At 70.4% G+C, this 15,231-nt stretch carries 12 protein-coding genes; 4 read left to right on the top strand and 8 right to left on the bottom strand.

Annotation, left to right across the window (positions count from 1 at the left end; genetic code table 11):
• Nucleotides 1-27: 27 nt before the first annotated feature.
• The 6 genes from ABD374_RS00885 to ABD374_RS00860 form a co-directional block, all read right to left on the bottom strand.
• Nucleotides 28-222: a hypothetical protein gene (locus tag ABD374_RS00885; RefSeq protein ID WP_344488985.1), complete on the bottom strand. Its 195-nt coding sequence runs from the start codon at nucleotides 220-222 to the stop codon at nucleotides 28-30.
• 115 nt (nucleotides 223-337) lie between these two features.
• Nucleotides 338-1,312: an alpha/beta fold hydrolase gene (locus ABD374_RS00880; RefSeq protein WP_344488982.1), complete on the bottom strand. Its 975-nt coding sequence runs from the start codon at nucleotides 1,310-1,312 to the stop codon at nucleotides 338-340.
• Nucleotides 1,309-1,821 carry a phage holin family protein gene (locus ABD374_RS00875; protein WP_344488979.1) on the bottom strand — a complete coding sequence of 171 codons (513 nt, stop codon included), beginning with the start codon at nucleotides 1,819-1,821 and terminating at the stop codon, nucleotides 1,309-1,311. Before ABD374_RS00875 ends, ABD374_RS00880 begins: the two co-directional genes overlap by 4 nt.
• 49 nt (nucleotides 1,822-1,870) lie before the next feature.
• On the bottom strand, nucleotides 1,871-3,292 hold the full coding sequence (gene nhaA, locus ABD374_RS00870) for a Na+/H+ antiporter NhaA (RefSeq protein ID WP_425577088.1): 1,422 nt from the start codon (nucleotides 3,290-3,292) through the stop codon (nucleotides 1,871-1,873).
• Between the two features lie 294 nt (nucleotides 3,293-3,586).
• Nucleotides 3,587-5,554, bottom strand: a complete 1,968-nt coding sequence (gene acs / locus ABD374_RS00865) for an acetate--CoA ligase (RefSeq protein WP_344488976.1) — start codon at nucleotides 5,552-5,554, stop codon at nucleotides 3,587-3,589.
• Nucleotides 5,555-5,752: 198 nt separating this feature from the next.
• Complete coding sequence (locus tag ABD374_RS00860; protein ID WP_344488973.1) at nucleotides 5,753-8,242, bottom strand: bifunctional SulP family inorganic anion transporter/carbonic anhydrase; 2,490 nt, start codon at nucleotides 8,240-8,242, stop codon at nucleotides 5,753-5,755.
• Nucleotides 8,243-8,521: 279 nt separating this feature from the next.
• Between ABD374_RS00860 and ABD374_RS00855 the strand changes: the two genes are divergently transcribed.
• Nucleotides 8,522-9,859, top strand: coding sequence for a polysaccharide deacetylase family protein (locus ABD374_RS00855; RefSeq protein ID WP_344488970.1), 1,338 nt, complete (start codon nucleotides 8,522-8,524; stop codon nucleotides 9,857-9,859).
• On the opposite strand, the gene ABD374_RS00850 is transcribed toward ABD374_RS00855, so the two are convergent.
• Nucleotides 9,847-10,842, bottom strand: coding sequence for an ATP-binding protein (locus ABD374_RS00850; protein WP_344488967.1), 996 nt, complete (start codon nucleotides 10,840-10,842; stop codon nucleotides 9,847-9,849). The two genes, ABD374_RS00855 and ABD374_RS00850, sit on opposite strands and share 13 nt — an antisense overlap.
• A 102-nt stretch (nucleotides 10,843-10,944) precedes the next feature.
• On the opposite strand from ABD374_RS00850, the gene ABD374_RS00845 reads away from it, so the two are divergent.
• A complete protein-coding gene (locus ABD374_RS00845) occupies nucleotides 10,945-11,769 on the top strand; it encodes a Fic family protein (RefSeq protein WP_344488964.1) in 825 nt (274 codons plus the stop codon).
• Nucleotides 11,770-12,112: 343 nt separating this feature from the next.
• On the opposite strand, the gene ABD374_RS00840 is transcribed toward ABD374_RS00845, so the two are convergent.
• Nucleotides 12,113-13,003 (bottom strand): HAD family hydrolase, encoded by an 891-nt coding sequence (locus ABD374_RS00840; protein WP_344488961.1) that lies wholly within the window; start codon nucleotides 13,001-13,003, stop codon nucleotides 12,113-12,115.
• 429 nt (nucleotides 13,004-13,432) lie between these two features.
• On the opposite strand from ABD374_RS00840, the gene ssd reads away from it, so the two are divergent.
• Together ssd and ABD374_RS00830 are read left to right on the top strand one after the other, a co-directional pair.
• Nucleotides 13,433-14,554: a septum site-determining protein Ssd gene (gene ssd / locus ABD374_RS00835; RefSeq protein ID WP_344488958.1), complete on the top strand. Its 1,122-nt coding sequence runs from the start codon at nucleotides 13,433-13,435 to the stop codon at nucleotides 14,552-14,554.
• Nucleotides 14,551-15,231: ATPase, T2SS/T4P/T4SS family (locus tag ABD374_RS00830; RefSeq protein ID WP_344488955.1), on the top strand; the 681-nt coding region annotated here is incomplete at its 3' end. The genes ssd and ABD374_RS00830, both read left to right, overlap by 4 nt.

The raw sequence follows: 15,231 nt of genomic DNA, 5'->3' as shown, positions 1-15,231 counted from the left end.
CCAGTCGTGTCCGTCGAGTACGTCGCGTCAGTCGCGGGGATGACGCAACCGCGCCGAGACCCAGCGGGCCCGGCGGCGGAGAATACGGGGGATTCCGATCGTGCGGGAAGGCGGGCCGTGGCCGTGGCTCTGGTCCTGCGGACCGCCCCTTTCCTGGGTGCTCAGCGCGGTGGCCGAGCGGCGATTGCGTGCTGCGTGACCGTAGTCGTGCGTCCAGCCCATACCCGACCTGTGCCCGTGCCTCATGGTCCGTAATCGCGCCGGGGGCAGCCAATTGGCCTATGCGCCGGGCAATTGGCCGTTGGTAGGACAAGCGTTCCGGTGGCTCGGTGGTGAGTCAGCGGTCCGGCTCGGGATCCTTCAGCCAGTTGACCAGCTCGGTCGAGAAGGCCGCCGGGTCCTCCTCGTGCGGAAAGTGCCCGAGCCCGTCGAACAACCGCCATCGGTACGGGGCTTCGACGTACTCGCCGGAACCCGCCGCGCTGCGCGTGCGCATCACCGGGTCCAGCGAGCCGTGCAGATGCAGCGTCGGCACCTGCACCGGCCGCTTCATGCGCCGGTTGAACTGGATGCCGTCCGGCCGTGCCATGGACCGCACCATCCACCGGTACGGCTCGACCGAGCAATGCGCCGTCGACGGGATCGACATGGCCCGCCGGTACACGTCGATGTCCTTGTCGTCCGGCAGTCGCGGCCCCGACCAGTCACGGATCAGCCGCCCCACCAACGCCGCGTCGTCCGCGACCAGCTGACGCTCGGGCAGCCACGGGCGCTGGAATCCCCAGACGTACGACCCGGCCCGTGTCTGGGACAGGTCGGAGAGCATCGCCGAGCGCCAGCGCCGCGGATGCGGCATCGAGGAGACCACGAGCCGGCGCACCAGCTTGGGCCGCATCACGGCCGCCGTCCACGCCAGGTACCCGCCGAGGTCGTGCCCGACGAGCGCCGCGTCCGGCTCGCCGAGCGAACGCACCACGCCGGTGATGTCGAGCGCGAGGTTCGCCGGGTCGTAACCCCGCGGCGTACGGTCGCTGCCGCCCACGCCCCGCAGGTCCATCGCGACGGCCCGGAACCCGGCGTCGGCGAGCGCCGTCATCTGGTGCCGCCATGTCCACCAGAACTGCGGGAAACCGTGCAGCAGCAGTACGAGCGGCCCGTCCCCGACTTCCGCGATGTGGAAGCGCGCGCCGTTCGCCGCGACCTCGCGGTGGGTCCACGGGCCGTCGGGGCGTACGGCTGAAGCGGGTGTCGGGGTGGGCACGGACGCGAGTGCGGGCGCGGGAGCGCCGGAGTCGGAATCAGGGGCCGTCATGTGGACGAGCGTGCCACAGCCACTGCCTTGTCACCGACCTGGCGGGGATGAGGCTTGGCACCCTGGAGCACGGCCGCCGTCTGCTTGGCCGAGGCGATGCTCTTCTCCGGCGGCTTGACCTTCTTGAACTTCGACACGGCGATCAGCGCCAGCAGGCCCGCCAGCAGCAGAAACGCTCCGCCGACGATCAGGAAGGACCAGGCGAGACCCAGCCCCAGGTTGTGGATGCCGTACGCCGCGGCGAAGCTCAGCACCGGCAGGGAGAAGAGCGCGAACACCCCCGCGACGCCGATGGCGCTGCCGCCGATGCCGACGCGCTTGACGTCCTGCCGCAGCTCGGCCTTGGCCAGCGCGATCTCGTCGTGCACGAGCGCGGACATCTCGGCGGTCGCCGAGGCGACCAACTGGCCGAGACTGCGGTCGACGGTGTCAACGGTGCCGACGGTACCGGCAGTGCGGACGGTGGCAGCGGTGCGGACGCTGTCAGCGGTGCGGGCGGGGTCACTCATCGCTCTCTCCCTCTTCTACGTCTGCTGTTTCGATGGATCTGATGTCAGATCATGCCGGACCGTCGCCCTTGCCGCCGGATGCCCCCGCGAGTTCCGCGAGCTTGCGGTGGGCCGCGGCCTTCTCCTCGTAGATCGCGGCCATCCGCAGGTGGTACTCGGGCTGGTCGAGCTCGTAGACGTCCGGGATGCCGTCGTGGTCGTCGTCGCGCTCCTCGTCCTCGACCATCGAGCGGTACTTGCGCACCCGGAGCTTGAGCAGGATCCCGGAGATCACGGCGGCGATCAGCGACCCGATGAGCACGGAGGCCTTGACCTCGTCGGTCAGCGCGGCGTTCCCGGTGAAGGCGAGTTCGCCGATGAGCAGCGAGACGGTGAAGCCGATGCCGGCCAGCGAGGCGACGGCGAAGACGTCCGGCCAGGCCAGGTCGTCATTGAGTTCGGCCTTGGTGAAGCGGGCCGCCAGCCAGGTGCCGCCGAAGATGCCGACGGCCTTGCCGACCACCAGGCCGAGGACGACACCGAGGGTCTCGGGCCGGGTGAACACGTTGCCGACCGCCTCGCCGGAGATGGTGACACCGGCGGAGAAGAGGGCGAACAGCGGCACGGCGATTCCCGCCGAAAGGGGACGTACGAGGTGCTCGATGCGCTCACCGGGAGAGTGCGCGTCGCCGTTCTCGTCCCGGGTGCAGCGCAGCATCAGGCCCATCGCCACACCGGCGATGGTGGCGTGTACGCCGCTGTTGTACATCAGGCCCCAGATCACCAGGGCGAGCGGTACGTAGATGTACCAGCCGCGCACGCGCCCCCGCAGCAGCAGCCAGAAGACGACGAGACCCACGGCCGCGCCGCCGAGGGCGAGGAAGTCGAGGTCGCTGGTGAAGAAGACCGCGATGATCAGGATCGCGAACAGGTCGTCGACGACGGCCAGGGTGAGCAGGAAGGCGCGCAGTGCGGACGGCAGCGAGGTGCCGATCACCGCGAGGACGGCGAGCGCGAAGGCGATGTCGGTGGCGGTCGGGACGGCCCAGCCGCCCAGGGACCCGCCCCCGAGGACGTTGACCAGGACGTACACCAGGGCCGGCATCGCCATGCCGCTGAGGGCGGCTACGACGGGCAGTGCGGCGGCCTTGGGATCGCGCAGTTCGCCGGCGACCAGCTCGCGCTTGAGCTCGATGCCCGCGACGAAGAAGAAGACGGCGAGCAGGCCGTCGGCCGCCCAGTGCTGGACGGAGAGGTCGAGGCCGAGCGAGGCGGGCCCCAGGTGGAAGTTGCGTATGGACGCGTAGCTGTCACTGAGCCCGGTGTTCGCCCATATCAGCGCGGTTATCGCGGCGATGAGGAGCAGTACGCCGCCGACGGTCTCGGTGCGCAGGGCATCCGCCACGAACGTACGTTCGGGAAGCGAGAGCCGTCCGAGGAACTTGCGGGGGCCGGACGGGTTGGGCGGGGTGGTTGAGGTAGGCGCGGCCACGAGTGAAAACCTCCGGTCGGTGGGCAGCATGGAGCACATTGCCGACCAGACTTCCCGGCACACCTGTGGAGTATCGACGCGTTCCTGACGCGGGCACCCACTCTACCGGGGGTGTGCAAGGGCGGAATCCGGTGATCATCACTTTACGAGCAGAACGGGCACCCGGCGCGGGGAGCCGGGTGCCCGTTCTGGGGCGTACCAACGCGGCCGGGACCGAGAGGCCGGCGGGCCGAGGCGGCCCCGGACGGTCGGGCCGGCGGGCCGGGGCCGGCCCCGGCCCGCCGGCGCTCGTTCTCAGTCCTCGCTGGAGGCGCTCGGCAGCTTGGTCTGGATCAGGTCCATCACCGAGGAGTCGGTGAGCGTGCTGACGTCGCCCAGCTGCCGGTTCTCGGCGACGTCCCGCAGCAGTCGCCGCATGATCTTGCCGGAGCGGGTCTTGGGCAGCTCGGCCACCGGGAGGATCCGCTTGGGCTTGGCGATCGGGCCGAGGGTGGCGCCGACGTGGTTGCGCAGCTCGGCGACGAGGGTGTCCGTCTCGGACGCCGTACCGCGCAGGATCACGAAGGCGACGATGGCCTGGCCGGTCGTCTCGTCGGTCGCGCCGACGACGGCCGCCTCGGCGACGGACGGGTGCGAGACGAGCGCCGACTCGACCTCGGTGGTCGAGATGTTATGGCCGGAGACCAGCATCACGTCGTCGACCCGGCCGAGCAGCCAGATGTCGCCGTCGTCGTCCTTCTTGGCGCCGTCGCCCGCGAAGTACTTGCCCGGGAAGCGGGACCAGTAGGTGTCGATGAAGCGCTGGTCGTCGCCCCAGATCGTACGGAGCATGGACGGCCACGGCTCGGTCAGGACCAGGTAGCCGCCGCCCCCGTCGGGCACCTCGTTCGCCTCGTCGTCGACGACGGTCGCGCTGATGCCGGGCAGCGCGCGCTGGGCGGATCCGGGCTTGGTCGCGGTGACGCCGGGCAGCGGCGAGATCATCATCGCGCCGGTCTCGGTCTGCCACCAGGTGTCCACGACCGGGCACGTGTCGGCGCCGATGTGCTTGCGGTACCACATCCAGGCCTCGGGGTTGATCGGCTCACCGACCGAGCCGAGGACGCGCAGCGAGGACAGGTCGAACTTGGCGGGGATGTCGTCCCCCCACTTCATGAACGTGCGGATCGCGGTCGGCGCCGTGTAGAGGATCGTGACGCCGTACTTCTGCACGATCTCCCAGAAGCGTCCCTGGTGCGGGGTGTCGGGCGTGCCCTCGTACATGACCTGGGTCGCGCCGTTGGCCAGCGGCCCGTACACGATGTACGAGTGGCCGGTCACCCAGCCGATGTCGGCCGTGCACCAGTAGACGTCGGTCTCCGGCTTGAGGTCGAAGACGGCGTGGTGGGTGTAGGCGGCCTGGGTGAGGTAGCCGCCGGAGGTGTGCAGGATGCCCTTCGGCTTACCCGTCGTACCGGACGTGTAGAGGATGAAGAGCGGGTGCTCCGCGTCGAAGACCTCGGGGGTGTGCTCGGCGGACTGGCGGGCGACGACCTCGTCCCACCAGACGTCCTTGCTGTCGTCCCACGCGGTGTCCTGGCCCGTGCGGCGTACGACCAGAACGTGCTCCACCTGCGGGCACTTGGCGACGGCCTCGTCGATGGCGGGCTTGAGGGCGGAGGGCTTGCCCCGCCGGTAGCCGCCGTCCGAGGTGATGACGAGCTTGGCGTCAGCGTCCTGGATGCGGGAGGCGATGGCGTCGGCCGAGAAACCGCCGAAGACGACCGAGTGCGCGGCGCCGATACGGGCGCAGGCCAGCATCGCCACGGCGGCCTCGGGGATCATCGGCAGGTAGACGGCGACCCGGTCGCCCTTGCGTACGCCCAGCTCGGTGAGGGCGTTGGCGGCGCGCGAGACCTCGTCCTTGAGCTCGGCGTAGGTGATGGCGCGGCTGTCGCCGGGCTCGCCCTCGAAGTGGATGGCGACGCGGTCGCCGTGGCCGGCCTCGACGTGGCGGTCCACGCAGTTGTACGCGACGTTGAGCCGGCCGTCGGCGAACCACTTCGCGAAGGGCGGGTTCGACCAGTCGAGTGTCTCGGTCGGCTCGGTGGCCCAGGTGAGCCGCCGGGCCTGCTCGGCCCAGAAGCCCAGCCGGTCCGCCTTGGCCTGTTCGTACGCCTCCGCCGTGACATTGGCGTGCGCTGCCAGTTCGGCGGGCGGCGCGAAACGGCGCTCCTCCTTCAAGAGGTTGGCCAGGCTTTCGTTGCTCACGACATCTCCCATTCCCAGGGCGTCCGATGTGTCCCGTGCCCTAGCTCATCAGTCTCGTGCCCGGGTGACAAGGGCTCTCCGGAAATTGGTTTAGACCTGTGAGCCGGGACGGGCCGCATCCGGCCGGTGTTTGTGGCGGCGTGCGGCCCCTCCCCGCAGGGCGGTGCGGGGAGGGGCCATACGGTCTCACGGACGCGGAGGCGGATCGGTTCAGGCGCGCGACTCCTCAAGCGTGCCTTCCGCCCCGCCTTCCACCCCGTTTTCCGTCCTGTCCTCCGCCTCCGAGGGGCCGACCCGGTCGAAGACCTCTCCGGTCCCGTCGGCCCGGACACCGCCCTTCAGCAGATATGCCTGGGCTTCGCCGACATGGAAGTACATGCCGTGCAGTTCGAGCGTGCCCTCGGCGAGCCGCCGGCGTACCGCATCGTGGGTGCGCAGATGCTCCAACTGCTGGATCACATTGGTCAGGCAGAGCTGCTCGATCGCGTCGGCCGGCATCCGTCCCGAGATCCTCGCCCAGGAGTGGTGCTTGTCCCTCATCCGCTCCAGGCTGGGCGCGCCGTGCCGCAGCCAGCGCCGCAACGGGGTCTGGGCCCCCTCCTGCGGTGCAGTGAGCAGAGCCTGCATCGCACCGCAACCGGAGTGTCCGCAGACGGTGATGGACTGCACCTCCAGTACGTCCACGGCGTACTCGATGGCCGCCGCGACCGAGTCGTCCGCGCTCTCCACACCGGGCGGCGGAACCAGGTTGCCCACATTCCGCACGGTGAAGAGGTCGCCGGGGCCGCTGGACGTGATCATGCTGGTGACCAGCCGGGAGTCCGCGCAGGTGATGAAGAGCTGGGAGGGCGTCTGCCCCTCGCGGGCGAGCCGGGCCAGCTCCTCGCGCACCAGCGGCGCCGTGTTCCGCTGGAAGGCGCTGACCCCGGTGGCCAGTTGGCCGGCGCCGACGCCGGCGCTCGCCCGACCCGGCGTGAGGGGCGGCGCGGCGGCGTGGTCGGCGCAGTGGTGGTTGCGCCAGGGGGTCCACGGCCGGCAGCAGGTGTGGGCGGAACGGCTGGAACGGGCGGGGTGTGTGGGTTCGGTGGAGTGGGGGAGGCCGGCGGAGCCGGTGCCGGGGGCCGGCTCGGCGAATCGGTGGCCCGAACGCCCGGTGATTTCGACCCGGCCCCCCTGTGCGGCATGCGAGTCCCGCCAGTGCTGGAGCGTTTCGTACGCCGCGTGGTCCATGAAGGACCCTTCCAGTTCGACGACCACGCCGTCCCCCGGGGGCACCTGGTTCAGCGCACGGCTCAGCCGGGGCACCGCGAGGAAGGTCAACTGGCCCCGCACTCTGATGTGGTGGACGCCTTCCGCCGTGGCCTCCGTGGTGACGTGGGTCTTGGCCAGCCGGTGCAGTGCGACCGCGACCGCGACCGCGATCCCCATCGCCACACCTTCCAGTACGCCGATGAGAACGACCCCGGTGACCGTCACCACGTACACCAGCATCTCCCGGTGGCGGGAGGCGCTGCGGATGTGCGTGATGTTCACCATCTGGAAACCGATGACCATCACCAGTGCGGCGAGCGCGGGCAGCGGGATCAGGTCGAGCACCGGGACGAGGAAGAGCGCGGCCAGCACGATCCACAGACCGTGCAGCATGGTGGAGTGCCGGCTGACCGCGCCCGCCGACACATTGGCGACGCTCCGTACGGCGACACCGGCGACCGGCAGCCCGCCGAGCGCCCCGGACACGATGTTCGCGGCTCCCTGTCCGGCCAGTTCGCGATCGAGGTCCGAGCGCATCCCCTCGGTGCGCGGCTCCTTGCGCGCGGACACCAGCTTGTCGACGGCTACGGCCGAGAGCAGTGACTGCACGCTCGTGACCAGCGTGACCGTGAGCACGGCCGCGGCGATCCCGAGCACCGGCCCTTCCGGGAGCCCGGGCAGCGCATGGCTGCTCCAGGACGGCAGGTCGACGCGCGGCACTTTCATCCCGGTCAGTGCCGCGAGCGCGGCGGCGGACGCCACCGCGACGAGGGCTGCCGGGACCGTGCGGGCGATCCGGCCCGCACGCCCCGGAATGTGCGGCCAGAAGAGGAGCACGGCGACGGTGAGGGCGCTCACCAGGATGGCCGGGCCATGGAGATCGGCCAACTGGGCAGGCAGGCCGAGCGCGTTGTCGACGGCGGAGCTCTGCGGTGTGCCGCCGAGGACGATGTGGAGCTGGGACAGGGCGATGGTGGCGCCGATGCCGGCCAGCATGCCGTGCACGATCGCCGGGCTGACGGCGAGCGCGGAACGGGCCACGCGCACGCATGACAGCGCCAGTTGGGCGGCGCCGGCGAGGACGGTGATGGCGCAGGTGGTGCGCCAGCCGTACTGCAGGATCAGCTCGGCCGTAACCACCGTGAGTCCGGCGGCCGGTCCGCTGACCTGGAGCGGCGCTCCGCCCAGCCGGCCGGCGACGATGCCGCCGACGGCGGCGGCGACGAGGCCGGCCTGGAGCGGGGCGCCGGTGGCCAGGGCGATTCCCAGGGAGAGCGGCAGCGCGATCAGGAAGACACAGATGGAGGCCGAGAAGTCGGCTCCCGCGATACGGAATCGGCGGGGGCGGTTGCCGCCGTCCCCGGGCGGGGGGCTGTGGGGACGGCGGAATCGGGATGGGCGCGGGGTGCGCGAAGAGTGGTCGGTGCGGGTGGGGACGCAAGCGGACATGGTTCCCGTCTCCTCCGGGGCAGCGCGGTCGCGGAATGGGGGACGCGGCCGTGGGTCACGGCGTGCAGCAGCGGGACTTTCAACTCTCAGTAAATGAATGGTAATGCAGAGTAAAGAACCAAGGGGCTCATTAGGAGCAAATGGCCCTATATTTAACCTGTTTTAGTGAATAAAGAATTTAAGCGGCTTGTCATACTTTTCTCCTCGGTGGGGCGTGCGAGGTTTGCCGCGCAGTGTCGGCACTTCAACGCAGGGAACCTGAGGGAAGAGGGTGGGCGGATGATGGCCGCCACGAAGAGGATCGCCTTCGGCGTCGCCGCGATGACCATGGCGGGCGTGCTCGCCGCCTGTTCCGGACCCGTCGGCCCGGAACCCCCCGAGGCCGCCGGAGCCGGGGGAGGCGCCCATGGGGAGAGGAAGGGCTCCCCCGCCGCGGCGCCCGAGAACGCGGTACGCCTGATCGGCGACGGCTCCACGGCGTACACGGGCAGGCAGCCGCATCTGCCCGGGCCCGAGCGGCTGAAGCCGGGTCGGAAGCCGCCACAGTTCGTGGTGTTCTCCTGGGACGGGGCGGGTGAGGACAGCCAGCGGCTCTTCTCCCACTTCCGCGAGGTCGGCAAGAAGTACGACGCGACGATGACGTACTTCCTCAGCGGTGTGTACCTGCTGCCGGAGGACAAGCGGCACTTCTACGACCCGCCTCAGCACTCACCGGGCCGTTCCGACATCGGCTTCAACGACGTCGCGGGGATCAGCGACACCGTGGACCAGCTGCGCGGCGCGTGGCTGGACGGAAACGAGATCGGCACGCACTTCAACGGCCACTTCTGCGGCAAGGACGGCGGCGTCGGGACCTGGTCCGAGGAGGAGTGGAAGAGCGAGATCGCGCAGGCCAAGGCGTTCGTGAAGCGCTGGAAGACCAACTCGGGCCTGAAGGAGGCGAAGCCGCTGCCCTTCGACTACGACAAGGAGCTCATCGGCGCCCGCACGCCCTGCCTGGAAGGGCAGAAGAACATGATGCGGGCCGGAAAGGAGCTGGGCTTCCGCTACGACTCGAGCGGTGTCGGCAAGCAGGTGTGGCCGAAGAAGACCCTGGGCCTGTGGGACATTCCGCTCCAGCTGGTCCCGGTGCCGGGACGGGCCTTCGAAACGCTCTCGATGGACTACAACTTCATGGTCAACCAGTCGGGAACGGTCAAGGGCGATCCGTCCCAGCACGAGTTCTGGGGCAACCAGATGCGTGACGGCCTGTTGGATGCCTTCGACCGCTCGTACAACGGAAACCGTGCCCCGCTGATCATCGGCAACCACTTCGAGTCCTGGAACGGCGGCACGTACATGCGTGCCGTCGAGGAGACGATCAAGACGGTCTGTGTGCAGCGGGACGTGCGCTGTGTCTCCTTCAGGCAGCTCGTCGACTGGCTGGACGCGCAGGACCCGAAGGTGTTGGCGAAGATGCGCACCCTGGGGGTCGGCGAGGCCCCGAAGGGAGGCTGGGCGTCATTCCTGGCCGCCCGGCCCGCCGCGGCCGCCCCGAGCGGTGCCCGGCCGGGCACCGCCCACCCGGACGGCCGCCCGCCCGAGCGCCGGGGCGACCTCCCCGGTCACGCCGGCTGAGCGGCACCGGCCTCCGCGAGACGCTCGTCGAGTACGAAGGCGGGGTCGACCTGGGCAGCCAGGTCGACGCCCGTCTTCGCGTTGCCCCAGCTCTCCGCGTTCTTCAGGTGGAAGTGCACCATCTGGCGCGTGTAGCGCTCCCAGTCGCGGTGCGCGTACGAGTCCTCCGCGGCGTTCTGCAGGGTCTGGAGGGCGAGGCGGTTGTCCGCCTCCAGCAGCTCGAAGCGGGAGGGGCGGCCCTTCTCCATCGTGCGGACCCAGTCGGACGCGCGGACGGTCACCAGGAGGTCGTCGCCCACCTGCTCGCGCAGGAAGTCGATGTCGTCCTGGCCCTGCACCTTGTTGCCGACGACCTTGAGGGACACGCCGTAGTCCCGGGCGTACTCCTTGTACTGGCGGTAGACGGAGACCCCCTTGCGGGTCGGTTCGGCCACCAGGAAGGTCATGTCGAAGCGGGTGAACAGGCCGGAGGCGAAGGAGTCGGACCCGGCCGTCATGTCGACGACGACGTACTCGTCCGAACCGTCGACGAGGTGGTTGAGGCACAGCTCGACCGCGCCGACCTTGGAGTGGTAGCAGGCGACGCCCAGATCGGACTCGGTGAAGGGGCCGGTGGCCATGAGCCGGATCTCGCCGTCGTCGAGCCGCACGGTACGGGCGCACACGTCGTACACCGGGTTGTCCTCGCTCACCCGCAGGAGGCGGGACCCCTCACCCGGTGGCGTCGTCTTGATCATCTTCTCGGCGGAGGCGATACGGGGGTTGGTGCCGCGCAGGTACTCCTTGATGAGGGGGAGGTGCGCGCCCATCGCGGGCAGCGCGGCGGCTTCCGTCTCGTCGAGGCCGAGCGCGGTGCCCAGGTGCTGGTTGATGTCGGCGTCCACGGCGATGACCGGGGCCTCGTTGGCGGTGAGGTGGCGGATGAAGAGCGAGGACAGCGTCGTCTTGCCGCTGCCGCCCTTCCCCACGAAAGCGATCTTCATGTTCACCAAGGGTAATCGCACGATTGCGTGCCGTGTGCCTCCCGAGTGAAGAAGACCACTCCAAGGTGGGGCGGGTGCCAGGGATGCGTAGGCTCCTTACTTATGAGTACGAACGCTGATCCCCTCGCGGCGCTCGGCGCGCTGCCCGGTGTGCCCGAGGTCGTGGACTCCGTGCGCAAGGCCGTCGACCGGGTCTACGGACACCGCGTCATGCGGCGCCGCAGCAACGAGATCACCGCGGAGGCGGCGCTGCGCGGGGCGCGTGGCTCGGCGGCGCTCTCGGGCGCGGACTGGGCGCTGGAAGAGGTGCGTCGGCGTACCGACTTCAGCGTCGACGAGGAGTCGCGGACGGTCGGCGCGGCGCTGCGGCTGACCGCGGAGGCCGGACAGCTGCTGTCCATCTGGCGTCAGTCGCCGCTGCGGGTGCTGGCCCGGCTGCATCTGGTGGCGGCGGGCGGTGCGGGCGTGTCGGACGAGCTGGTGGGGCGGCCGCGGCTCGCGGGCGAGCCGGTGGACGAGCCTCTGGTCGAACTTCCGCTGCCGGGCGCCGACGAGGTGGCGGGCCGGCTCGAGGGGCTTTCGGAACTCGTCATCGCGGGCGGTTCCGCGCCGGCGCTGGTGACGGCGGCCGTGGTGCACGGCGAACTGCTGGCGCTGCGCCCGTTCGGCTCGCACAACGGCCTGGTGGCGCGCACCGCCGAGCGGATCGTCCTGATCGGCAGCGGCCTCGACCCGAAGTCGGTCTGCCCGGCGGAGGTCGGGCACGGGGAGTTGGGGCGCGCGGCGTACGTGGCGGCGCTGGACGGCTATGCGTCGGGGACGCCGGAGGGCATGGCGGCGTGGATCGCGCACTGCGGGCGCGCGGTGGGGCTGGGCGTCAGGGAGTCGACGGCCGTGTGCGAGGCGCTCCAGCGCGGAGCTGCCTGAACTCGCCCGCCGAACTCGCCCGGGCGGACGGGCGGGAGAGCGGGCGGGCAAAGGGTTGCGGCGGTACCGCTGAGCGGTACCGCCGCTGGCATGTCCGCCGAGTTACCAAGCGTCCTCGAATTTTGCCCATCAGGCCGGGAACTTTGCCCGCCACCTGGTGCGGCTGGCCCGTAATCGACGGGTCGACGTCGCGTGGGTGCTCAACTTCCATGCTCGGTCCGTGGGGCCTTCGTGCTTCAAAGGTCATCCTCTCGGATGTCCTTGGTCTCGCGGGCCGTTGAGTCCTTTGTACTCCTGGAGCCCGCGAAGGGAAAGCCCTGGGCGCGCTTCTTTACTTTTTGGTCTAAATCTGGGCAAAGTTTTCGTATGGTTGGTCATGTCGCGGTCGGCGGGCCCGCTGACCGGGTCTGCGGCTGACGTACCAGACCAGGCCCGCGGTGGCGGCGGCCGCTCCTACCGCTGCCGCGGCGACGAGCGCGGGGCGGGGCGGCATGGAGAAGGCGGGCAGCCGCTGCTTGAGGCGGACGGGCCGGTTGAAGACGAGAACCGGCCATTCGCGGGCGAGTGCCTCACGGCGCAGCGCCCGGTCCGGATTGACCGCGTAGGGATGGCCGACGGACTCGAGCATCGGGATGTCGGTCGCCGAATCGCTGTACGCGAAACAGCGCGCCAGGTCGTACCCCTCGGACGCGGCGAGCTCCTTGACCGCCTCGGCCTTGGTGGGGCCGTACGCGTAGTACTCCACCTCGCCCGTGAAGCAGCCGTCGTCACCGACGACCATCCGGGTCGCCACGACCCGGTCGGCCCCCAGGAGCTCACCGATCGGTTCGACCACCTCGGCGCCGGAGGTGGAGACGATCACGACGTCGCGGCCGGCGGTGTGGTGCTCCTCGATGAGGGAGGCCGCCTCGTCGTAGATGATCGGGTCGATCAGGTCGTGCAGGGTCTCGGCGACGATCGCCTTGACCTGCTGGACGTTCCAGCCCTTGCAGAGCGCGGAGAGATAGTTGCGCATGCGCTCCATCTGGTCGTGGTCCGCGCCGCCGGCGAGGAAGACGAACTGGGTGTAGGCGGTGCGGAGAGCAGCCCCGCGGCTGATCAGTCCGCCTTGATAGAAGGACTTGCTGAAGGTCAGCGTGCTCGACTTCGCAATGACGGTCTTGTCGAGGTCGAAGAAGGCGGCTGTTCGGGGCAGGGAGTGGTTTTCCACGAGGCGAGCATAGGCGCCCGCCATTCGGCGTACGCTGTGGCGTGTGGGTTTGCCTGAGAAGGCTCTCGGGTATACCATGGAAGTCACGGATCGTTCGCGACCGTGCTACCCCGGTCCGACTCCTCCCCCCCGAGTCGGCCGTGGAGACGACCCCCGTTCTCCCCCCCGACGGGGGTCGTCGCATGTCCGGACGCGTTTTCGCCCTCCGGTTCCGATCATCTCCCTCCCTCCGGACTGCCTTGGCGTCTGCCTCCCGCTCATGAGACTCGTGACGCTGGGTAGTGGTTCCGCCGCTCTCCGGAAGTCACTGGTATAGGTGAGCGGGATATTCACAACCAACGGGTTGTCCCCAGTTTTTTAGCAAGATCCACACGATTTCCCAGATCCCCGCACGGTGATTCCGTCCACGAAGTTCGCGGACCGAAGGAATCGCAGTGAGAGGGGGCGGAGATCGTGGCCGGATCCATCACACCCGACCGACCGCCGGCCGCCGGAGCGCGGCAGGGCGGACCGCTGATCGTCACCGAGGACGTCGACCTGCTCGACGATCTGCTGCGGCTGTGTGCCGCGGCCGGCGTCGAACCGGAAGTCCACCACGCGGTGCCCGAGCACAGGGGTACCTGGGAGAGCGCGCCGCTGATCCTGGTGGGCGACGACGCCGCCGGCCGGGTGCGCGGGGCGGTGCTCGGACGCGGCGGCGCGCGCAGACCCGGTGTGCTGCTCGTGGGCAAGGACCAGGACGACCCCGGCGTGTGGCGGCGGGCGGTGGAGATCGGTGCCGACCATGTGCTGCGCCTGCCCGACGCCGAGAGCTGGCTCGTCGAGCGCATCGCCGATGTGGCGGAGGGCGTGGGGCGCCAGGCCCTGACCGTGGGGGTGCTCGGCGGACGGGGCGGGGCAGGGGCTTCGACTCTGGCCTGCGCGCTGGCGGTGGCCGCCGCCCGGACGGGCCGGCGCACGATGCTCATCGACGGCGACCCACTGGGCGGCGGGCTCGACGTACTGCTCGGCGGGGAGGCCGCCGAAGGCATGCGGTGGCCGGATTTCGCCGAGTCCAGGGGGCGGGTCGGCAGTGGCGCGCTCGAGGAATCGCTGCCGGAGCTGCACGCGCTGCGTGTGCTGAGCTGGGACCGGGGCGACCGTGTGGTGATTCCGCCGGAAGCGATGCGCGCGGTGCTGGCCGCCGCGCGACGGCGTGGCGGGGTGGTGGTCGTGGACCTGCCGCGCCGGGTCGACGAGGCCGTGGCGGAGGCACTGGCCCAGCTGGATCTCGGCCTGCTGGTGGTGCCGGCGGAGTTGCGGGCCGTCGCGGCGGCGAGCCGGGTGGCGTCGACGGCGGGCATGGTGCTGAGGGACCTGCGCGCGGTCGTACGCGGACCGTACGCCGTGGGACTGGACGAGGAGTCGGTGGCGAGGCTGCTGGGGCTTCCGCTGGCCGGTGAGCTGCCGGTGGAGCCGGGACTGCTGGAGGCGCAGGCGTACGGAACGCCGCCGGGCGGCAGCGTGCGCGGACCGCTGGCCCGCTTCTGCACGGCGTTCTGGGAGCAGGCGCTCGCCGGGGGCGGTGTCTCATGAGCGCGGGACTGCTGGACGCCGTGAGGCAGCGGCTCGCGGAGAGCGGGGCCGAACCGACGCCGGCCCGGGTGGCGGCCGCGCTGCGGGCCCAGGGGCGGCTGCTGGGCGACGCGGAGGTGCTGGGAGCGGCCGAGGAGTTGCGGTGCGAACTGGTGGGGACGGGGACGCTGGAGCCGCTGCTCGCCGATCCCTCGGTGACGGACGTGCTGGTGTCCGCGCCCGACCGGGTGTGGGTGGACCGGGGATGCGGGCTCGAACTCACCGGTGTCTCCTTCACCGACGCGGCGGCGGTCCGCAGGCTCGCGCAGCGGCTCGCGGCGGTGGCGGGACGCCGGCTCGACGACGCGAGGCCGTGGGTGGACGCCAGGCTGCCCGACGGGACGCGGATGCACGCGGTACTGCCGCCGGTGGCGGTCGGATCCACGTGCCTGTCGCTGAGGGTGGTGCGCCCCAAGGCGTTCTCACCGGCGGAGCTGGTCGAAGCGGGGACGGTGCCGCCCGGCGGTGACCGGATGCTGCGGGCGCTCGTCGAGGCCCGGCTCTCGTTCCTGATCAGCGGAGGCACGGGCACGGGGAACCCCAATATCCAATCAAGACACCTCTGTCTATGCCGAGGTTCGGAGGGGGCTCGGCAGCATTCGATCAAGGCCCTGACCTGCGGATTTATCGGTAAAGGG

This window comes from Streptomyces enissocaesilis (assembly GCF_039533765.1).
Lineage (GTDB): Bacteria > Actinomycetota > Actinomycetes > Streptomycetales > Streptomycetaceae > Streptomyces > Streptomyces enissocaesilis.
This window is presented reverse-complemented; position numbering and strand designations above follow the sequence as displayed.